This is a genomic window from Mycolicibacterium pulveris (genome assembly GCF_010725725.1).
Classification (GTDB): Bacteria; Actinomycetota; Actinomycetes; order Mycobacteriales; family Mycobacteriaceae; genus Mycobacterium; species Mycobacterium pulveris.
Window position 1 is genome coordinate 4,713,469 of sequence record NZ_AP022599.1, and the last position, 18,613, is coordinate 4,732,081.

Annotated in this window: 22 protein-coding genes; 9 read left to right on the forward strand and 13 right to left on the reverse strand. The window is 64.4% G+C overall.

Going from position 1 to position 18,613, the window contains the following annotated elements; genetic code table 11:
- Positions 1-230: 230 nt before the first annotated feature.
- Positions 231-611: a type II toxin-antitoxin system VapC family toxin gene (locus G6N28_RS22845; protein WP_170307943.1), complete on the reverse strand. Its 381-nt coding sequence runs from the start codon at positions 609-611 to the stop codon at positions 231-233.
- Positions 608-865: a ribbon-helix-helix domain-containing protein gene (locus tag G6N28_RS22850; RefSeq protein WP_163904291.1), complete on the reverse strand. Its 258-nt coding sequence runs from the start codon at positions 863-865 to the stop codon at positions 608-610. The genes G6N28_RS22845 and G6N28_RS22850 overlap by 4 nt, the downstream gene beginning before the upstream one ends.
- A 192-nt stretch (positions 866-1,057) precedes the next feature.
- On the opposite strand from G6N28_RS22850, the gene G6N28_RS22855 reads away from it, so the two are divergent.
- The 3 genes from G6N28_RS22855 to G6N28_RS22865 all read left to right on the forward strand — a co-directional run bounded on the left by G6N28_RS22855 (position 1,058) and on the right by G6N28_RS22865 (position 4,673).
- Positions 1,058-1,840, forward strand: coding sequence for an SDR family NAD(P)-dependent oxidoreductase (locus G6N28_RS22855; RefSeq protein WP_163904293.1), 783 nt, complete (start codon positions 1,058-1,060; stop codon positions 1,838-1,840).
- A gap of 137 nt (positions 1,841-1,977) precedes the next feature.
- The gene (locus G6N28_RS22860; RefSeq protein ID WP_179962232.1) at positions 1,978-3,654 is read left to right on the forward strand and encodes a GMC family oxidoreductase; all 1,677 of its coding nucleotides are present in this window, start codon (positions 1,978-1,980) and stop codon (positions 3,652-3,654) included.
- Between the two features lie 128 nt (positions 3,655-3,782).
- Complete coding sequence (locus tag G6N28_RS22865; protein WP_220097468.1) at positions 3,783-4,673, forward strand: LLM class flavin-dependent oxidoreductase; 891 nt, start codon at positions 3,783-3,785, stop codon at positions 4,671-4,673.
- Between the two features lie 141 nt (positions 4,674-4,814).
- Here G6N28_RS22865 and G6N28_RS22870 read toward each other — a convergent pair whose 3' ends face one another.
- Together G6N28_RS22870 and G6N28_RS26785 are read right to left on the reverse strand one after the other, a co-directional pair.
- Positions 4,815-5,975, reverse strand: a complete 1,161-nt coding sequence (locus G6N28_RS22870; RefSeq protein WP_163904298.1) for an osmoprotectant NAGGN system M42 family peptidase — start codon at positions 5,973-5,975, stop codon at positions 4,815-4,817.
- A 208-nt stretch (positions 5,976-6,183) separates the two neighbouring features.
- Complete coding sequence (locus G6N28_RS26785; protein ID WP_128106628.1) at positions 6,184-6,336, reverse strand: hypothetical protein; 153 nt, start codon at positions 6,334-6,336, stop codon at positions 6,184-6,186.
- A 239-nt stretch (positions 6,337-6,575) separates the two neighbouring features.
- On the opposite strand from G6N28_RS26785, the gene G6N28_RS22875 reads away from it, so the two are divergent.
- Positions 6,576-7,817, forward strand: a complete 1,242-nt coding sequence (locus tag G6N28_RS22875; RefSeq protein WP_163904300.1) for a cytochrome P450 — start codon at positions 6,576-6,578, stop codon at positions 7,815-7,817.
- Positions 7,810-8,448 (forward strand): TetR/AcrR family transcriptional regulator, encoded by a 639-nt coding sequence (locus G6N28_RS22880; protein ID WP_163904302.1) that lies wholly within the window; start codon positions 7,810-7,812, stop codon positions 8,446-8,448. The genes G6N28_RS22875 and G6N28_RS22880 overlap by 8 nt, the downstream gene beginning before the upstream one ends.
- Positions 8,449-8,460: 12 nt before the next feature.
- On the opposite strand, the gene G6N28_RS22885 is transcribed toward G6N28_RS22880, so the two are convergent.
- The 5 genes from G6N28_RS22885 to G6N28_RS22905 all read right to left on the reverse strand — a co-directional run bounded on the left by G6N28_RS22885 (position 8,461) and on the right by G6N28_RS22905 (position 12,669).
- A complete protein-coding gene (locus tag G6N28_RS22885) occupies positions 8,461-9,861 on the reverse strand; it encodes an ABC1 kinase family protein (RefSeq protein WP_235674665.1) in 1,401 nt (466 codons plus the stop codon).
- 50 nt (positions 9,862-9,911) lie between these two features.
- On the reverse strand, positions 9,912-10,103 hold the full coding sequence (locus G6N28_RS22890; RefSeq protein ID WP_179962139.1) for a hypothetical protein: 192 nt from the start codon (positions 10,101-10,103) through the stop codon (positions 9,912-9,914).
- A 97-nt stretch (positions 10,104-10,200) separates the two neighbouring features.
- The gene (locus G6N28_RS22895) at positions 10,201-10,803 is read right to left on the reverse strand and encodes an RES family NAD+ phosphorylase (protein WP_163904304.1); all 603 of its coding nucleotides are present in this window, start codon (positions 10,801-10,803) and stop codon (positions 10,201-10,203) included.
- Entirely contained in the window at positions 10,800-11,453 is a 654-nt protein-coding gene (locus G6N28_RS22900; protein WP_163904306.1) for a MerR family transcriptional regulator, read from the reverse strand. The genes G6N28_RS22895 and G6N28_RS22900 overlap by 4 nt, the downstream gene beginning before the upstream one ends.
- A gap of 37 nt (positions 11,454-11,490) precedes the next feature.
- Positions 11,491-12,669, reverse strand: a complete 1,179-nt coding sequence (locus tag G6N28_RS22905; protein ID WP_163904308.1) for an epoxide hydrolase family protein — start codon at positions 12,667-12,669, stop codon at positions 11,491-11,493.
- 122 nt (positions 12,670-12,791) lie between these two features.
- Here G6N28_RS22905 and G6N28_RS22910 point away from each other — a divergent pair, with 122 nt between their 5' ends.
- Positions 12,792-13,601 carry an alpha/beta fold hydrolase gene (locus G6N28_RS22910; protein WP_163904310.1) on the forward strand — a complete coding sequence of 270 codons (810 nt, stop codon included), beginning with the start codon at positions 12,792-12,794 and terminating at the stop codon, positions 13,599-13,601.
- 41 nt (positions 13,602-13,642) lie between these two features.
- On the opposite strand, the gene G6N28_RS22915 is transcribed toward G6N28_RS22910, so the two are convergent.
- The gene (locus G6N28_RS22915; RefSeq protein ID WP_163904312.1) at positions 13,643-14,317 is read right to left on the reverse strand and encodes a hypothetical protein; all 675 of its coding nucleotides are present in this window, start codon (positions 14,315-14,317) and stop codon (positions 13,643-13,645) included.
- A gap of 171 nt (positions 14,318-14,488) precedes the next feature.
- A complete protein-coding gene (locus tag G6N28_RS22920) occupies positions 14,489-15,016 on the reverse strand; it encodes a nucleoside phosphorylase-I family protein (protein ID WP_163904314.1) in 528 nt (175 codons plus the stop codon).
- Between the two features lie 341 nt (positions 15,017-15,357).
- Here G6N28_RS22920 and G6N28_RS22925 point away from each other — a divergent pair, with 341 nt between their 5' ends.
- Positions 15,358-16,269, forward strand: a complete 912-nt coding sequence (locus G6N28_RS22925; protein WP_163904316.1) for an MBL fold metallo-hydrolase — start codon at positions 15,358-15,360, stop codon at positions 16,267-16,269.
- Here G6N28_RS22925 and G6N28_RS22930 read toward each other — a convergent pair.
- Positions 16,263-17,051: a GGDEF domain-containing protein gene (locus tag G6N28_RS22930; RefSeq protein WP_235674666.1), complete on the reverse strand. Its 789-nt coding sequence runs from the start codon at positions 17,049-17,051 to the stop codon at positions 16,263-16,265. The two genes, G6N28_RS22925 and G6N28_RS22930, sit on opposite strands and share 7 nt — an antisense overlap.
- Here G6N28_RS22930 and G6N28_RS27215 point away from each other — a divergent pair.
- Both G6N28_RS27215 and G6N28_RS22935 read left to right on the forward strand, forming a co-directional pair.
- Positions 17,029-17,313, forward strand: coding sequence for a hypothetical protein (locus tag G6N28_RS27215; protein WP_235674667.1), 285 nt, complete (start codon positions 17,029-17,031; stop codon positions 17,311-17,313). The two genes, G6N28_RS22930 and G6N28_RS27215, sit on opposite strands and share 23 nt — an antisense overlap.
- Before the next feature lie 331 nt (positions 17,314-17,644).
- Positions 17,645-18,271, forward strand: coding sequence for an FKBP-type peptidyl-prolyl cis-trans isomerase (locus tag G6N28_RS22935; protein WP_163904321.1), 627 nt, complete (start codon positions 17,645-17,647; stop codon positions 18,269-18,271).
- A gap of 5 nt (positions 18,272-18,276) precedes the next feature.
- On the opposite strand, the gene G6N28_RS22940 is transcribed toward G6N28_RS22935, so the two are convergent.
- On the reverse strand, positions 18,277-18,573 hold the full coding sequence (locus G6N28_RS22940) for a putative quinol monooxygenase (RefSeq protein WP_163904323.1): 297 nt from the start codon (positions 18,571-18,573) through the stop codon (positions 18,277-18,279).
- Positions 18,574-18,613: the final 40 nt, after the last annotated feature.

Sequence of the window (18,613 nt, forward strand, 5' to 3'; positions counted from 1 at the left end):
CTCGCGCCAGTGGGTGAGCGACCGCTCTATGACGTTTTGCGGTCGAACAAAGTGACGCTCATCTGCAAGGAGCTGCCAAGTACGTTGAGACCGGACAACACTTATATTCGGTCTCAGAACAGTTGGCAGTCTTCGCAATCAATTTGGCACTCGCTGATTGAGTGCCAGTTCGTTATCGAAAAACGGTTAAGGGCCGTCAAGGCCGCCTTCCGTCATTGAGGCCGGACAACTCAGAGGGTGAATGGCGGCCGCAGGTTCTTGAACATCGGGAAGTGCTTGACGTTCAACGTCGCTGGCTGATAGCCCTTCACGTCAGCAGTCGCCGCGATCAGATAGTCGCCAAGGCCAATGCCGGGATGACTCGCCCGGTATCGCCGCCTGAAGTGGCCGGCGCGGCGCGCGACGATCTCAGTGGCTGGTTCGGTGCGAAATGACGCTAGTAGCTGCCACACTTCGCGGCGCTCGACGCTGCGCATCCCACCGACGAGCTCGGCAATCGACACCACGCTGATCGCTAACGGTCCCTCCCCTCTCGCTTCGATGAGCCAATCTCGGGCCGCTTCGAGACCGCGAAGGTGAGCGATGAGAATGTCCGAGTCGACGAGGATCACGAACTGCGGCGCCACATCCGGTCGAGGTGCTCCTCACGGCTGCCGGGACGACGATCAGGCGATTCCACATCGCGCAGCGCACCGAACGACCCCTCTATCGCACTTAGGTCAGATTCGAGATTGTCGTCGGCGTTGTTGAGCGCCCTGTCTAGCAGTTGGCGGATGAGCTCGGCACGCGAAACGCCCTGCTGTTCGGCCAACTTGTCGAGACTGGCCGTCTGCTCCTCGTCGAGGTAGATGTTGGTGCGCTTCATACACCACATCATACACCGTCATTTGCTGGTCGACCTGCACGAGTCAGTCGCTTGAGGGCGGGCGCCTTGCGGATTCCACGCACCGTTCGCCAGTTGTGCGAGATGGACACCCCGAGGTGTGAGGCGTAACGCCCGACCCCAGAACGCACAGGGCCCGCGTTTGCGCGCCGCGCGTCTGCGTAGGGTCGGCTCGTGACAGATACAGCACTCAACAACCTCTTCGATCTGTCCGGCCACGTCGCGGTCGTCACCGGCGGCGGCTCCGGCATCGGTTTGGGGTTTGCCGACGGCCTGGCCCGCGCAGGGGCATCCGTTGTCATACTCGGCCGCTCCGCCGCCCGGCTGGACTCCGCCGCCGAACAGCTCCGACGTTACGGCCGACCCGTTCTGCCACTGGTCTGCGATGTCGCCGACGAGGACGCGATCACGGCAGCCATGGCCCGGATCCGCAGCGAATTCGGGTATCTCGACTCGTGTTTCGCCAACGCCGGGGTGCGCGGCGGCTTCACTCCCCTGCTGGAGACATCGCTAGAGGCATTCCGGGAAGTCACCCGAGTCGACCTCGACGGCGTATTCGTCACGCTGCGCGAAGCGGCCCGCCAGATGATCGAGGCCGACCGCGGCGGCAGCCTGGTGGCGGTGTCCAGCTTGGGGGCATTCCAGGGTATGCCGCGCCAACCGGCCTACGCGGCCTCCAAGGCCGGTGTCACCTCGCTGATCGACAGCATGGCAGTCGAGCTGGCCCGTTACGGGATCCGCGCCAACACGGTGGCTCCCGGCTGGTTCGACACCGACATGACGTCGGCGGGCCTGGCCGACGAGCGGTTCCGCGAGCGGGTGTTGCCACGGGTTCCGTTGCGCCGCTGGGGCGCCCCCGACGACGTCGGCGGAGTGGCCGTGTACCTGGCCAGTGCGGCGAGCCGTTACCACACCGGCGACGTACTGCGTATCGATGGCGGCTACCTCAAGTTCTAGCGCCCGGGCCGAGTCCCTGGTTCACCTGGCCGTGATCGACGACGCCCCGAGGTGCGCGTCGTCCGCTTGTACCGGGCCGTCATCGCCCACACTAGGACACGCGACGCAAGGGAGGAACGGTGCCGCAAACGAGCCCTGTGGCCGAATTCGACTACATCATCGTGGGGGCAGGCAGCGCGGGCTGCCTGCTCGCCAATCGGCTCAGCGCCAACCCTGATCACCGGGTGCTCCTGATCGAGGCCGGCGGCACAGACAACTGGTTCTGGATCAAGGTGCCGGTGGGCTACCTCTACACGATTGCCAACCCCCGCACCGACTGGTGCTTCACCACCGAGCCCGATCCAGGTCTGGCCGGCCGCAGCATTCACTACGCGCGGGGCCGCGTGATCGGCGGCTGTTCATCGATCAACGCGATGATCCACATGCGCGGACAGTCAAGCGATTACGAGCTCTGGGCGCAGGCCACCGGTGACGACCGGTGGCTGTGGGGCGGGCCGGACGGTCCCGGTGAGACACTGGCCATCTACAAACACTTGGAGGACTACTTCGGCGGCGCCGACGAGTGGCACGGCGCCGGAGGAGAGATCCGTGTCGAACGGCCCCGGGTGCGCTGGAAGATCCTGGACGCCTGGCAGGACGCTGCTGCTCAACTGGGCATCGCCCCAATCGACGAGTTCAACCGAGGCGACAACTCCGGTAGCGCATACTTTCACGTCAATCAACGGCGCGGGCGGCGCTGGTCGATGGCCGATGCGTTCCTGCATCCGATCTCCCACCGACGCAATCTCACGGTCTACACCCAGAGCCAGGCCTTGCGTCTGCTGATGGATGACCAGGTCCACGAGCATCAGCGACACGGTGCCTGGACCACGGCTGCGCACCGCGCCACCGGGGTGCAGCTGCTCAAAGACAACCGGATGGTCGACGTCCGTGCTCGCCGCGAGGTGATCCTGAGCGCCGGAGCGATCGGCTCGCCGCATCTCATGCAGGTCTCGGGTCTGGGCCCGGCCGAGCTACTCACCCAGCATCACGTGCCAGTGGCCGTCGACCTGCCAGGAGTGGGCGAAAACCTCCAGGACCACTTGCAGCTTCGAACCATCTACCGGGTGTGGGGCGCCCGGACGGTCAACAGCCTGTACCGCAACTGGATCACCCGTGGGGGCATGGGACTTCAGTACGCGCTGCTGCGCTCGGGGCCGCTGACCATGCCGCCCTCCACGCTGGGCGCGTTCGCCAAAAGCGACCCCGCGCTGGCCAGTCCCGATCTGGAGTGGCATGTGCAGCCCCTGTCGTTGGCCAAGTTCGGCGAACCTCTGCACCGTTTCGGAGCGATCACGCCCTCGGTCTGCAATCTGCGCCCCACTTCACGTGGCCACGTGCGGATCGCCAACGCGGATCCGCTGACCCACCCGAAAATCTTCTGCAATTACCTGTCCACTGACGCCGATCGGCAAATCGCGGTGCGCGGCCTGCGAATGACCCGCCAGATCATGGCGGCGCCTGCCATGGCCCGCTACCGCCCCGAAGAAATGCTTCCCGGCCCGCAACTGGTAAGCGACGAACACCTGCAGCAGGCCGCCCGCGAACTCGGTACCACGATCTTCCATCCGGTTGGCACCTGCGCGATGGGAGCCTTTGACTCACAAGGTCTTCCACGATCCGTCGAGACCGTGCTCGACACCGACTGCCGCGTCTACCGCGTCGCCGGCCTTCGAGTAGTCGACGCCTCGGCGATGCCCACCATCACGTCCGGCAACACCAACGCGCCGGTCATGCTCATCGCCGAACGTGCTGCACGGGCGATCCTGAAATAAGTGTCCCCGTCTCCCGCTGGGTGGTCCGACCGCAATGCAACTTCGCGACGATCTGATGAACTAGCCCGACGGCGACGCTGCTGGCCACAGTCCCCGGAAAGGAACGAAAAGCTCGAATGCGCATCAGTATGGGACTTCCGACCCTCTTTCCGCACGGACGCGAGACCGAACTCGCGTGGTACCGCAAGATCGACGAAGGGCCGTGGGACGGGCTGGTCACCTACGAACGGCTGCTCTATCCGCACAGCTGGTCGGTCGTCCCGCAACTCGCCGCCGCGGCAGCGGTGACCGAGCGCGTGCGGCTCTGGACCGATGTCGTCACAATCCCGATGCGGAACCCAATCATGTTCGCGAAAGAGCTGGCGACCATAGACGTACTGTCCGGCGGGCGCCTGACGCTCGGGGTTGGCATCGGCGCATGGGATGAGGACTACATCGCCGTCGGCAGCCCGCTCGACCGCAAGCGCCAACGCATGGACGAAGCGGTAGCGTCGATGCGCCGGGTGTGGGCCCAGCAACCCCCCGTCGAGGGACACCATCCCGTAGGACCCGCGCCGAACCAGGCCGCGGGCATCCCCCTCGTCGCCGGTGTGGTCGGCCCGAAGGCGCTCGCCCGGGCCGCGCAATGGGCCGTCGGGGTGAGCGATCCGGCGAATTCACTTCACTTCGATGCCGAGGGGTTGGCTGCGCAGCGACAGCGCGTTATCGAGGCTTGGCAGGCGGCCGGCAGGACAGAAAAGCCGCACTTCTCCACGCCGATCTGGTTCGCGCTCGGTCCGGACCCAGAGAGCCAGCTCCGCGAGCATGTACGGGACTTCTGGGACCAAGAGGTCGTCGCCACCGGTCCTGCCGGCTCCTACCTGACGGCTCCTACCGCAGGGACGCTCAACTGTGGGCCATCGGCGCTCATCGCCGCGGTGGAGGGCGCGCGCGAAGCGGGACTCGACGAGCTCCGGCTCATCCCGACAACCGCCGATCCAGACGAAATAGACCGCGCCCGTGAGGTCCTCGGCATCTGATCCGACCAGCCCGCCGGGGGTGTAGTCAGGTCGCTATGGGACGCGCGGTGCTCGCATCCGGATCGGTTGGGAGAGTCGGTGATTTGCGCCATATGGCCGCCTGGCAGCACCCTGTGTTCGACGCCAGATCCCAGTGGGAGGTCATCTGCTGCGCCCGCGCGGTGCGGGCTGCTTCGACGACGGGAAGTCGCGCAGGTTGCCCGTCCCCGAGGGCTTGGCATCCCAATGCGCGAACGTCAGGGGTGTCTGCAGCCACGCCTGCAGCAAGCGGTACGTCGCCTCCATCGACTCGATGTGAGTCCTCTCCCAGCCGTGACTGCCGTCGACGCCCGGGCCGACCAGCGCTGCCCGGGTGCTGGCACCCGCCTCGATCGCCGCCGCCGCGTCCGAGCGGTAGAAACGGAACACGTCGCGCGCGAACGGAATTCCCCGCTCCTCGGCGAGCCGGCACAGGTTTCGGGTCAGGTGGTAGTCGTATGGGCCGTGCAGATCGGACATCGGGACCGTCACGCCGTCCTCGATGGAATATTGGCCCGGCGCGCACACCGCGTTGTCGATCGTAACCAGCTCGGCGATGTCGGCGGGCAGCCCCGTGCTTGCACCGTAGCCGACCTCCTCGGAGATGGTGATCATGATCGCGGTGCGGTGCGGCAACACCACGCCGTTTTCGACGATGTGTTTGGTCAGTGCGAGCGCGATCGCGACGCCCGCCTGGTCATCGAGATGGCGCGAGACGACGAAACCGTCGTCGGTGACTTCCGGACTGGCGATCAGCGCGACGTAATCACCGACCTTGATGCCGAGGCGCTCCAGGTCGTCTTGCGTATACACCTTGCGGTCCACGCGGACCTCGACGTGCTGCCAGTCCGTCGGTTGGGTGTCGACCTCGTCGCCGAACGCGTGCCCGCTGGCCTTGAGCGGCAGGATCGTGCCGGTGATCACCTGCCCCACGTCGTCGCAGAAAATCTGCACGCGCGCGCCCGCGGCGAACCGTGCCGAAAACGAGCCGACCGGAATAACCTCCAGCCTGCCGTTGTCCTTCAGCCCGCGCACCATGCAGCCGATGGTGTCGGCGTGAACCACCAGCGCCCGGTGGGGAGTCGATGACTCCCCCTCGAATTCGGCGATCAGCGCCCCGCGCCGAGTCAGCGTGAACGGCAAGCCGAAGTCATCGAAAATTTCGCCGATCAACTGCATCACCGCGTCGGTACGACCCGTCGGGCTTGGCGTCTCCAGCAGCGCGACCAGCGTGTCGACCATCCATGCGCGGTCGGCCTCCGACATGGCCGCGGATTGATGCATGGGCACCCCTTCGGGCTCGTCAGAAGCTCGCGTTTGATCGTCCAAGCAGTCAGCCTGGCGTAAAGGCCCGCGCCGCCAGCCTAGTGGCGTCCATGTCTGTGCACAGCGATTCTGGGATACGCATACGTTACAGCCGTCAGCCGCGACCCCGGTCCCTAGTCAGCGGATCACGCCGGCAGCGCCGAATTCCCTTGCGGATCATGCGAGGTCATCGATCGGTGTCTTTGTCGTCGTCGCGGTGCGCAGCTTCGATCACCTCAGGCGGCACCGGCTTCTGCAACCACGCCCGCAGCCGCAGCAGCCCACCGGCCACCGTCCCCACGGCGAACACAGCCACGATGATCCAGAGCGCGGTCGACATACAGCGATTTTCCCTCGTCTTCGGTAGCCATGAAGCAGTATTTCCCAGCTGATCACCCTCGCGGCGCCCACGGGTTCTGGCTGCTAGAAACATCGTGGGACGTTCGTTAGCAATTCGTATGATCTGTGTAGGGGTAGGAACAGATTATCGTGAGATTCTCTGCGAATTCGTTGACGCGCATCGTTCATGGTCATACGCTTTAGACAAAGATGTCCGGTACCCGCGGGAGGCGAGCCACTATGACCGTGACCAGTACTGCTCCCAGCGTCTTCGACGCCGACCTCCCGAGCTTCAGCTACACCCTCGCCGCCTCGCCACACGACATTCTCGACGACGTCCGATCCGCGCAAGCACGTGCACCCATCGCCATCGGTCCCTTCGGCCCCGAGGTCCTGTCGTATGAGTTCGCCAGGGATATGCTGCGCGACAACCGGTTCCGCCTACCCCCCGGCATCACTCTGGCCGCACAGGGAATCACATCGGGTCCACTGTTCGACAAGATGGCGAACAGCCTGCTGGGTCTCGATGGCGAAGCACATGTCCGGCTACGCAAACTGGTGTCCAAGGCGTTCACCCCCCGCGCGACATCGCGTCTTCAAGACACGATCCAAGAAGTGGTTAACGAACTGGTCGATCGGGTGGTGGGCGCCGGACGCTGCGACGTCGTGACCGACATCGCACGGCCCTACCCCACCCCGATCATGTGCGCGCTCATCGGTGCGCCCAAGAAGGATTGGCACCTTTTCGTTGATTGGACCGAAAAAGTGTTCAAGGCGCTCCACTTCCAGCCCGACGTCAACTTCGACGAGGCCGAGATCATGCGTGCCTGGGGCGAACTCGACGCCTACGTCGACGGCATGGTCGCCAGCCGCCGAAACAGCCTGACCGATGATCTTCTCTCCGAACTGATTCGCGCTGAAAGCGACGGCGACCGACTGAATCTCGACGAACTGCGCATGCTGGTGGCCGGCTTCCTGATGGCGGGAACAGACACCACGCGAAACCAACTTGCCGCCTCAGTGCAGGTGCTTTGCGAGCACCCCGACCAATGGGCGAAGCTGCGCGACCATCCCGAGCTGGCGATGCAGGCCGTCGAGGAAAGCATGCGCCATTCTCCGGCCGCAAGTATCGCGCCGCGTGCAGCCATCGAGGACGTCGAATTCGGCGGCTACCTGTTCCCGGCAGGAACGTTCATACTCGTGAACACCTTTGCGGCCAATCGCGACCCGGCAATCTATCAAGATGCTGACCGCTTCGACATCACGCGCAAGGACCTTCCCCCGATCCTGACCTTCGGCGGTGGTGCGCACTACTGCCTGGGGGCCAACCTTGCCCGCCGCGAGCTGGCGGAAGCCCTCGTCGTCCTGACCCGCCGTCTCGTTGCGCCGCGTCGCGTCGGACCCGCACCGTGGAAATCGCTGTTGGGAATCACCGGTCCGACAACGCTTCCGATCGAATTCGACGGAGAAAGACATGCGTAGCCGCGGCTGGTCAGGTGTGACACCTGCCTCGGATGAGGAGGCCATTGCCCGGATTCTGGATGCGGTCGACGAGGTGGTCGCCGAACACGGATCAGCGATACGCCTCGCCGACGTCGCACGCAAGCTCGGGGTCACCCGCCAGACGGTGTACCGCTACTTCCCCAATGCCGACGCGCTGCTCATCGCCAGCGCAATGCGCGCGGTCGACGGATTCATCGACCAGATCGTGGAGCACGTCCGCGGCGTCAACGACCCGGTGTCCGCGCTGGTTGAATGCGTTTCGTTCGCGGTCGAAACCCTCACCGGAGACCCTCAGCTAGAAAGTCTTTTGACCCGGCGACAGGACGGCGAAGCCGTCACCTCGTTGACCTCCGACACCGCGAGAACGTTCTGCCTATCGTTTCTGCACCGACTCGACGTCGATTGGCAGCTCCACGGTTTCGACAGCGCTGCGCTTGACGAGCTCGCCGAAATGACCTTGCGCACGGTGCAGTCGATGCTGATCGACCCTGGGGCACCGCCGCGGAGCGCACGCGCATTGCGCAGCTTTGTTGCGCGATGGCTGGGTCCGGCGATCCTGTACCCACGGATGGCGTCGCTGTCGATCCACGAACAGGCGACAACGCACTGACCTCCGAGCGAATCAGTCGATTCCCAACGCCGTGGCCAGGTTCGGCGGGATCTTCGGGTTTTCGAAGTCGGGATACCAGCGGGTGATGATGTCGCGTAACGCCACCTCGGCCTCGAGTTGGCAGGCGACCGCCGCGATGCCGGCGAGGGTGCGAAACATGAGTGTGTGCTCTGGTGGAATGGCCAGCACTGCGCCGTCGAGAAAGTCCTGCCCGCGAGCCAGCCCCGGCACCCGAGGACCCAGCTGCTGCAGCCACTGCCGGCTGAACTGAAACCGCTGCGCCAGAAGCGGTTCGGTGAACGGACCGAAATAGGCCAGCACATCTTCCGGGTGGATCTGCGTATTAGAACCGCTGAATCCAAGCGCGCGGAGTTCGCTGTTGACTTCGGAGAGCACCAACGCCTGCACCTGCGGATCAGGTATGCGGTCCAGTTGCACGGAATCGGCGAGCTCGGCCAGCCGGATGCTGTCCAGGAACACAAGCGCCGAACGGTGGGCGGTCGCCACCGCGCCGAAGTCGATCACGACCAGCCGGCCGTCCGCGTCGAGTTGGTAATTGCCCGGATGCGGGTCGGCGTGGAGCGCGCCGAGCAGCGCCATCGAAGCGGCGCTGAACTCGAAGAGCAGCCTGGCCGCGTCGTTCTTGATGTCTTGATCACCGGTCTTGATCAATTCCGACATCGGTTGACCGCTCACCCATTCAGTCACCAGGACTTTGGGCGACGATGCGACCACCTTGGGCACCAGGAACTGTGGATCGTCGGCGAACGCCGACGCGAACGCGCGCTGGGTGTCCGCCTCGCGGCGATAGTCGAGTTCCTCGGCCATCCGAGCCGACAGCTCATCGATCATCGGGCGTACCGCCAGCCCGGGAAACAAGGGCGCTATCAGTCGGCTGAACCGTCCGAGTTGGCGCAAGTCCGCCATCAACGCGACGTCTGCTCCCGGATACTGCACCTTGACTGCCACCGGTCGACCGTCGTGCCAGACCGCCCGGTGCACTTGCCCGATGCTGGCCGCGGCGACCGGCTCGTCATCAAACTCGGCGAACCGCTCCGGCCATCGCGTTCCCAGCTGCTCCGCCAGCACTCGGTGGATCCGAGCTGTCGAGATCGGTGGTGCCCCCGCCTGAAGCCTGGTCAGCGCGTCTCGGTACGGGGCCGCGTATTGATCCGGGATGGCTGCCTCGTAAACGCTCATGGCCTGGCCGAACTTCATCGCGCCACCCTTGAGTTCGCCCAGCACGCCAAACACCTGCTCGGCACTGCGCGCCGACCACTGCTCAGCGATCAGGTCCGCATCGCCGCCGGCCAGTCGTTGGCCCCATCCGAGCACCGCTCGCCCGGCCGCGCGCACCGGCAGTCCCGCCAACTTCGCGCCACGACGCATCGTCCTGCGCGGAACCTCCACCACAGGCTAAGAGTCTCACATCGATCACATGAACCACTACGCGATGACCCGTGTTACGCCAATTGGCGCCGCTTGCGCAGTTCCTCCGCCCAGCGCCCAGCAGCCACGCTGATGTTGCGGCTGAAGATCGACCAACGGTCTTGATGGCCGAAGCAATCGTGCAGATTTGTCACGTATTCCGTCAGCGTGGCGATGTCATCGATTGCAGCCAGGTACCGGCAGGTCTTGTCGTATTCGACGAGCAAGTTGTTGCATGTCGGTGCGATGATCGAACCTCACCTCGTACGGCAGCTCGGGTAAAGGCTAAGCCGCCGACACCATGCTTCCGTGCACCAATTGGAGCTACCAGCGGGCAGCCATCGGATCGTCGAAGAGTTCGTAGGTGTCTGTCGTCTTCCACTGTTCGACCGCGGGGTGTGGAGTGCCGAGCCATCGAACTCGGTCGGCGATCTCAGTCGCTGAGCGCGCCCCGTCCGTGAGGTGTCCGGTGGGAACCTCCTCAGCGCTGATCGGCTCCCAGAGGTATGGGTGTAAGACACGGACACCGAACAGGATCAGGTTGGACGTTCCGGGCAACGCGGCCGAGGGCACGACCATCGCATCTGCTCCCCCGTCGCGAACGACAGCGGCCAACGCCTGCGTCGGTGCGTAGTCATCTCCGACGAGTTCGTCGACGGTGAGTCCGTAGGCTTCACAGTCCTGGAAATCCACCGTGACCACGGCCTCAATGTCGAGCACTGCAGTCCACAGATTCAACAACACCTCGTCAGGATCGCCACCGGGGCCGACATGGTGGCGAAGCATCTCGGCAGCGGGTCCCAGCGGATGAAGGCTCAGGTATTGCACGGTGTCCTGCCCCGCACGGTGAAACCGTCCCTCGCGGGAACTCGGGAAAGCCCACCACGGTGTGTCGTAGGCCGCGTGCCGGAACGCCGTGAATCTCATGCCGTCATCGCGCGCGCGGCAAGGGCCGCACGAAGTACCTCCGGGTATCGAAGCGGGTCATCGAGCAAGTCCACTGGCGGCTGACCCAAGAGCGGATGTTCGCGATGGAACCACGCCAATATCCCTGGCCCCGTGAATGTGTGGCGCAGTTGATTGACGATCCGACCGACAGCGCGGGTGCGGCCGGCGTCCTCTGCCGTCGGCTCCGAGCCACCTTCGGCCAGCCAGCGTTGCAGCTGCCGCACCGAAACCCCGAGCAGATCTGCCACGTCCTTCTGGGGCACGCTGAGCGTCTGGACCGTTCGGGACAGGACTTCGCTGACGGGCGAATCCGTGCTGTATGGCTGGTTTTCGGTGATGTCGCGAAGGGCTTGACGGAATTGCTCGAGCGCGACGCGGACGTCGCGTCGCCGTTGAGTCGTATCGTCGTGGCGCAGCGCCTTCTCGGCGCGGTACGCCGCCTCCCATAGGACGGCGGTGAGATACGGGTCAGCCTCCTGCCGGAGGCGGGTCGCTTCGAGCGCCGAATCGAAGCTGTCGATCACCTGAGCCACTTCGTCGGGGACGGTTGCCGACCGCTGCAGCTGCTTCGTCGCATCGTTGACGTCGGACAGCAGTTCCCGCAGATCCGAGACCAGTGTCGCACTCATGTCGTCAGTATACGACAAGAACACGTCAAGGACGAGTTCAACGGCCCGCGGCCAGCACCGCTGCGAAGCCTTCCTGCAGATCCTTGACGAAGTATTCCGGCACCTCCAGCGACGGGAAGTGTCCCCCGGCTTGGGGCGAGTTCCACCGCACCATGTTGCGGTACCGCTGCTGCGCCCAGGGCCGCGGCGTCTTCTCGATGTCGCGCGGATACATCGTGATTGCCGACGGGACATCGACGCGAAGGCCGGGGTCGAGCGAGTTGTGGCTCTCGTAGTAGATGCGCGCCGCCGACGCGCCGGTCCGCGTCAGCCAGTAGAGCGTGACGTCGTCGAGAATGCGGTCGATGGAGATCGATTCGAACGGGCTGTCTTCGGTATCCGACCACTCCGCGAACTTGTCGAGGATCCATGCGAGAAGTCCGACTGGTGAGTCGACGAGCGAGTAGCCGATGGTCTGCGGCCGGGTCGCCTGCTGTTTTGCGTACGCGGCGCGGTACTGCCAGAAGTCGTGCGTATCCTCAGCCCACTTGCGCTCCATCGGTGTCAGCCCATCCATCGACACATTGGGCGGAGCTTCGGCGAACGTCGAGTGGACGCCGAAAACATGCTCCGGGTATCTGCCGGCGAGAACGGTGGTGATGTTCCCTCCCCAGTCGCCGCCCTGGGCAAGAAACTTCCCATAACCGAGCCGCCCCATCAGTTCCACCCAGGCGGCCGCGATCTTCCCGGTCCCCCACCCCGTCGTGGACGGCTTGTCGCTGTAGCCGAACCCGGGTAGCGACGGTGCCACCACGTGGAAGGCAGGCGCGGAGGCGTCCGTTGGATCTGCCAGATCGCTGATCACATCGACGAATTCAGCGATGCTCCCCGGCCAGCCGTGGGTCAAGATCAACGGAACAGCGTCGGACCGCGCCGATCGACGATGCAGGAAATGGATTCCCAGGTCATCGATCACCGTGCGGTATTGACCGATTCGGTTGAGCCGTTCTTCGAACGCTCTCCAGTTGTACTCGGTGCGCCAATAGTGCACGACATCGATGAGGTCGGCGAGAGGAACACCCTGCTCCCATCGGCGTGGGTCGGGTGGGGCGCGACAGACGGTCTCGGTTTCCGGTAGCCGTGCGGCGGCCAACCGTGCGCGCAGGTCCTCGAGGTCAGCGTCGGCTGCTCGGGCCTCGAATTGCTGTACGTCACCGGTCAGGCGGTTTGTCGGCATACGACCTCCCTCGTTGTCCGCTTAAACACATTGGAAACAAAGGAAAAGCGTCCAAGAACAACCCGTTCTATCAACAGTAACCGCCTTGCGGGCGAGCAACAACGGTGCCGATACTCGGAGCTATGACTACCGAACTGACCGCACCGGACGGAACACGGCTCGTCGTGGAGGTGACAGGAGCTGGTCCATCGGCGGTGTTCGTGCACGGGACCGGTGGCAGCTTGGACACATGGGCCGATGTGGGTTCGCGACTGCCGGGCCACCGGGTCGCGTACTACGCCCGGCGTAATCACGCGCCCAGCGACGCCGGTCTCTCGCCGAACAGCTTCGCCACGGAGGCTGCTGATCTCCAAGCAGTGCTTGGTCTATTGGCCGACCGCGACGGACAACGTGTGCACGTCATCGGCGGTTCCTACGGTGCCACCGTGGCGCTTCACGCCGCGGCTGACAATTCGGAGCGTATCGCGTCGCTGGCGTTGTTCGAGCCACCGCTGCTCCAAGCGGGTAAGCACCTGATGCCTGTTCTCGATCAGTTCCGCCGGTTGTGCGCTGCCGAACAATTCGACAGTGCGCTCGAGCTTTTCGCGCACGAGGCCGCGCGCATTCCTCCGGCGGTGTTGGCTGAAGCTCAGCAGTCCGCAGAATATTCGGGAACAAGCCGTGCCGCGACCGTCGCCGTGCAAGCCGACCTGGAGAGCATGGCCACCGACACCGACGACACCATGCGGTGGGCGTCGATCAACGTGCCCGTGCTGCTGATGCAGGGCGGTCAGAGCTGGTCTCCCCTCCCCGACGCCATGGACCGCTTGGCCGCCGCCCTTCCCCATGCGCAGCGTGTCTGCTGGCCGGATCAATCGCACTTCGCCATCGCCACAGCACCGGCACGTGTCGCTGAGGCGATTCAGAACTTCATTGCCGCTGTCTCGCCATAGAGATATGCCCGACTAGTCATCCGAAGCGTCGGTCACAATCCTCACATCGGCGGGTATGTCCCGCGCCCTCCTCCGGAACAGGCGAGCTCGTCTGGTGTGAGGCGCTCGCCCGACAGAACCAGATCGATCTTTGGAATACCTCCTGCGGCACTGACTCTCACGTCGTCGACAGGTCGCAGGGCCGCTGCGAGGGCAACGACAGTGTCTATGGTCTCCGGCGCGTCGATCGGGTCCCGGCGGTACGAGGTGGTCACGCGTCCTTCAATTTGCGACGAGCCGAGCAAGCTCGGATCATTGAGGATCTCAGCCCCTGCTACCAGGAACTCTTCGCACCACGTCTCCCCCACACGGCTAGACCAACCGGGGAGTGCCATCGCAGCGTGGTCGTTCGACGTGTCAAGTGCGACGTGAATCAACGGGCCGAGTACGTCGCCGAACGCCACCGCGCATTGCGATTGAAGAATCCTATCCACTGCAGACAACATCCATGTCTCCAACGTATTCGCCAAACCCCCGCGAACACTGCGTTGGTGAGATGCAAGGTATTGGCCGACAGCTAGGGGCGCCACTGGTCGGCTTACCACGTGACAACGCTCCAGGATCGTCGCGCCTTCGTCCGAATTCCGTTGCGCTTCCACCTCATCGAGGTCGAGTTCGGGTGACGCCACGCGGCGGTAGTCGGAGGCGACTTGCGCCAGGAAGAGCTGTGCTGTCATCCGCGGGCTGGCTCGCTCCCCAGTCGCGGCGCCACGCTCGGGACGCGGCCGACACGACACGATCCAATTCCGACTCCCGTGCGTCGCGGGTCGAAGGCGTGGATTTCACGATGCCGGCGCGCAGTCGGCGCACCTCGTCCTCGAGGGTTCGTTGGTTTGGGCCCGTCATCATCAGATTCCCAAGAGGGACGCGATTGCGGCCGCCAGCTCAGCCGAACCCGCTCTGAGGAAGTCGAGTTGGTCCTGGTCGGTTTGACCTGCCTTATCGCTCAAGGCGTCTGTGACGACCCGCAGCACGAGAACGCGTTCACACAGACCCAGCGCGCGCATCACCGAAGCGATACCGAAGGACTCCATGTCGACGAGCACGGGGTCAGCCGCCATTCCGGAGTACAGGGCGAGCGCCAAAGAGTATGTCCAATCTCCCTTTTCATAGACGGGACCGCTAGGCGCGGTATCTATCGGCACCGGTGCGACACCCGGCGCGATCTTGATCACCTTGTCCGTTGCAAGAATGTGGGCGTCGGGAACCTCCAGTCCGAACACAGAACCCGGAGTGCCCGCGGCCCCGCCTCCCAACGCAATCGGATCGAGCGGGGATTGCTCGTCAGGTTGCGTGCGCACGATCCATTTGTTCTGCAGTTTGACGACCTCGCCGTCGGGTGATGGGACAATCACACCCAATGACAGATAGGACACCCGCGCGGCCCGAAATACCTGACCGACCGAATACGGGTACGTCGACGTAAAGGCGCGTCAACAGTTCCGTGACGGCGGTCGCCTCGTTCCTGGTGAACGTGAATATCGCCACCGTCACATCGGCCACGGCCACATCGTAAGCCGCTGAGATACGTGTTCATTCACGTTTCGGCGACCGTGCGTCAATAAGCAGCACGTGGTCCCCATCCTGCCGACACCGACGCCATCGGCGCTTCCCTCGATTGGCTAGCGCAGAGGGATAACTCCTGACCCGGCAGGGCGTTCTACGAGAAGACAGTCAGTTTCCATGTCTTCGGATAACCGCGCTGAACAGGAGAACCATGAGCATGGACAACATTTCACTCGGTACTGCGGGCCTCGACGAGCTGGTTCCGTCGCGCTACGCGGTGCAGGTGGGCGATATCGACGTGCTGGTGATCAGCGACGGTGTTCTCCCGATCACCAGCAAGACGATGGCCACCAACGCCGACCCCGCAGAGTTCGCCGACTGGCTCGACGAGCGGTTCCTGCCGGCCGATGTGCTCGACTGGCCGCTGAACGTCGTCGTGCTACGTAGCGGCGACCGCACCATCCTTGTCGACGCTGGGCTGGGCCTGGAGTTCCCCGACTTCCCGCGGGCCGGACAGCTGGGACGGCGGATGGAGGCCGCAGGCATCGATCCTGCAGCCGTGACCGACGTGGTGCTCACCCACTTGCATATGGACCACGTGGGTGGTCTGCTCTCAGACGGGCTGAAGGAACGGTTCCGGCCGGATCTGCAGATTCACGTGGCGACCCGCGAGGCCGAGTTCTGGGACTCGCCCGATTTCTCCCACACCGAGATGCCCGCACCGGTGCCGGGCGTGCTGCGCAGAGTCGCCGCGCAATTTCTGGACGAGTACAGCGGCCGGCTGCGGACGTTCGAGATGGAGTATGAAGTGGCACCCGGTGTACTCGTTGCCCGCACAGGCGGGCACACGCCAGGGCACAGTATCGTGCGTCTGGCCTCCGGCGGCGATCAGCTGACCTTCGCCGGCGACGCGGTGTTTGCGCCCGGATTCGATAATCCCGAATGGCACAACGGCTTTGATCATGATCCTGAGGAGTCGGCACGGGTCCGGATCAGCCTGCTGCGGGAGCTCGCGGCGACGGGCGAGTCGATGGTGGCCACCCACCTACCGTTCCCGTCCGTCTGTCGCGTGGCAGTGGCCGGTGACGTCTTTCGATGCGTGCCTGCCGTCTGGGATTATTGATCGTGGCGTGATTCGGCAGTGCTCAGTGCATCGCGGGCCGACACGATCGTCGAATGGTGGCAGACGCGGTTGCCGCCCGCGCGTTTGGCCTCGTACATCGCAGTGTCCGAGGTGCGAATAAGGTCATCGATGAGCCTGAGATTAGCTCTGGCCGAAGAACTTTCGAGCGGTGCACCGGCGGTGCCGATACTGGCTGTCACCGGAAACGGAACTTCGGCGATAGCTCGGCGTAGTCGTTCGGCCAGCTTGGCGGGGTTCGGTCCGGTGTCGACGTCGGCAACTAAAAACTCTTCTCCCCCCACCCTGCCGATCACGGCAGCGGAGCGACAGTTCTCCTGAAGCGCCGCGCTGACGCTCACCAACGCTTGATCGCCGGCCTCATGGCCCTGGGTGTCGTTGAGTTGCTTGAAGTTGTCGAGATCGATCATGACCATCACCAGGTACATGCCTGCGCGGTGATGGTCGAGCATCATCAGTTCGTACACCGTGCTGTGGAAGGACCGCCGGTTGTGCAATCCGGTGAGCGGATCCCGGTCGGTACCCCGTAAGTCGGTTCGCAGCGTGTGCATCAACGACTGGATTCCAAACGGGATGCCGATATTGAGCGCGGCTACCGTGATCAACGACGCAACTGTCAGCGTGACGTCGCCGGTGGTGGCGATGAGCCGGTAGGCGAGAATTGCCGAGCACACCGTGGCCAGCGTCAGGTTGATGACCGTGAGGCCGATCGTGTGGAAGTAGGCGACGACACCACCGATGATGGCGAAGATCGTGCAGCCCATCAGTCCGGTGTACGGGTTGGACATCGCCAGACACATTGCGCCCACCGCCAACGCGCCCATCAGTGAATACACCACCGACTGCCGCCGTGTGGGCCATCGCAGCAACCACAGAAGCGCGCCGCCGACCCCGATTGTCGCCGCGGTGATCGCGACAAGAACAGTCGCGGTGTTGTCCGGCCCGGCCGGGCTCCACAGCAACAAAATGGGCACCGCCGTGATGGCGAGCGTGAAGGCGAACGTCGCGTATCGCCAAATTATCTGAATTCCGCGCTCATCCAGGTAAGCGCTGATCCAGTCGTATTGATCCGGTTGCTTCCACCATCGTCCCCCCCAGCGGACCATCCCCACCCCACTCCCGCGTTTCCCCCGCACGAGACGTTGCATTTTCAAAGAAGACGGTACTTAACTTGTATCAAATGCACAGCCTAAAAGGCGCGTGGGGTAAATAGCGCCTCGGTGACACATCGCCAAGAAGCGAACTCCATCATCGTCCCCAGCAACCGCGACCCTGCGCGACGCGGGTCAACCCGCGTCACGTAACCCGACCACCGGCACCGACTGCTGTAGCGTGGCGCAGCGTGAACTTCTCCCGCATGTCTTCGTCCGCCGTCCTCACGGCATGTGCCGCTGCGCTGGCCATGACGCTTGCCGCGTGTGGCTCCGACACGGAAACCACCGCCACACCTACCACCAGCGCACCTTCTGTCGACGAGCTGGTCGCTCCGTCGCCCACCGAAACGGCCACACCCGAGCCGGCCGCTGCGTGCCCGACCGCGGCGCCCGATGCCGCTGTCCCGGCCGAATGGAACCTGTCCGGCGCCTCCGGCAGCGTCGCCGTCACGGGATCCACCGACACGACGGCGCCGAACATCGTGGTCGACGCGCCGTTCAGCGTCAGTGAAACGCAGGTGCAGACCTTGCAGGCGGGTGACGGACCGGTGGTCGCGGACACGGCCACGGTGCTGGTCTGCTACATGGGGGTCAACGGGCGTGACGGGACCGTGTTCGACAACAGCTACGAGCGGGGCGTCCCAGTCGACTTTCCGCTCACCGGGGTCGTGCCGGGCTTCCAGAAAGCGATCGCCGGACAGACGGTCGGCTCCACCGTCGGTGTGGCGATGACCTCTGAAGACGGCTACCCCGAGGGCCAACCGGCCGCCGGTATCCAGCCCGGCGACTCGCTGGTCTTCGCGATCAAGATCATCGACGCCGCGAACTGACGGGACTACCCCCGCTCCACCAACGAACGGACGTCGGCGACGTCATACTCGGCGACCGACGCCGAAACCATCACGGCGCCTTGGTCATCGGACGGCCCGCTGCCGCGGAAGCGCTCGACCGCTGCCTGCGACTCCCACCGTTCGTAGATGTTGACGCGGCCCGATTCGAGCGGGTCGGCGGTGATCGCGAAGTCCAGACAGCCGGGTGCGCGGCGCGCCTGGTCGATGACGCTCACGCACTCCGCGAGGTAGGCCTCGCGCTGCGCGGGCGGCACCGTGATGTGTCCGGCGACAATGACCATGAATGTCTAGACCCCGCCAGCGCCCCGAACTCATCGCCTG

Bases quoted from the DNA above. Each gene is read 5' to 3' on its own strand.
- G6N28_RS22880 (WP_163904302.1), top strand. From the start codon at position 7,810: ATGCGTAGCCGCGGCTGGTCAGGTGTGACACCTGCCTCGGATGAGGAG.
- G6N28_RS22865 (WP_220097468.1), top strand. From the start codon at position 3,783: ATGGGACTTCCGACCCTCTTTCCGCACGGACGCGAGACCGAACTCGCG.
- G6N28_RS22925 (WP_163904316.1), top strand. From the start codon at position 15,358: ATGAGCATGGACAACATTTCACTCGGTACTGCGGGCCTCGACGAGCTG.
- G6N28_RS22895 (WP_163904304.1), bottom strand. From the start codon at position 10,803: ATGAGATTCACGGCGTTCCGGCACGCGGCCTACGACACACCGTGGTGG.
- G6N28_RS22850 (WP_163904291.1), bottom strand. From the start codon at position 865: ATGAAGCGCACCAACATCTACCTCGACGAGGAGCAGACGGCCAGTCTC.
- G6N28_RS22930 (WP_235674666.1), bottom strand. From the start codon at position 17,051: ATGGGCTGCACGATCTTCGCCATCATCGGTGGTGTCGTCGCCTACTTC.
- G6N28_RS27215 (WP_235674667.1), top strand. From the start codon at position 17,029: ATGGCGAAGATCGTGCAGCCCATCAGTCCGGTGTACGGGTTGGACATC.
- G6N28_RS26785 (WP_128106628.1), bottom strand. From the start codon at position 6,336: ATGTCGACCGCGCTCTGGATCATCGTGGCTGTGTTCGCCGTGGGGACG.
- G6N28_RS22905 (WP_163904308.1), bottom strand. From the start codon at position 12,669: ATGCCGACAAACCGCCTGACCGGTGACGTACAGCAATTCGAGGCCCGA.
- G6N28_RS22940 (WP_163904323.1), bottom strand. From the start codon at position 18,573: ATGGTCATTGTCGCCGGACACATCACGGTGCCGCCCGCGCAGCGCGAG.
- G6N28_RS22875 (WP_163904300.1), top strand. From the start codon at position 6,576: ATGACCGTGACCAGTACTGCTCCCAGCGTCTTCGACGCCGACCTCCCG.
- G6N28_RS22935 (WP_163904321.1), top strand. From the start codon at position 17,645: ATGTCTTCGTCCGCCGTCCTCACGGCATGTGCCGCTGCGCTGGCCATG.
- G6N28_RS22870 (WP_163904298.1), bottom strand. From the start codon at position 5,975: ATGCATCAATCCGCGGCCATGTCGGAGGCCGACCGCGCATGGATGGTC.
- G6N28_RS22915 (WP_163904312.1), bottom strand. From the start codon at position 14,317: ATGACAGCACAGCTCTTCCTGGCGCAAGTCGCCTCCGACTACCGCCGC.
- G6N28_RS22910 (WP_163904310.1), top strand. From the start codon at position 12,792: ATGACTACCGAACTGACCGCACCGGACGGAACACGGCTCGTCGTGGAG.
- G6N28_RS22900 (WP_163904306.1), bottom strand. From the start codon at position 11,453: ATGAGTGCGACACTGGTCTCGGATCTGCGGGAACTGCTGTCCGACGTC.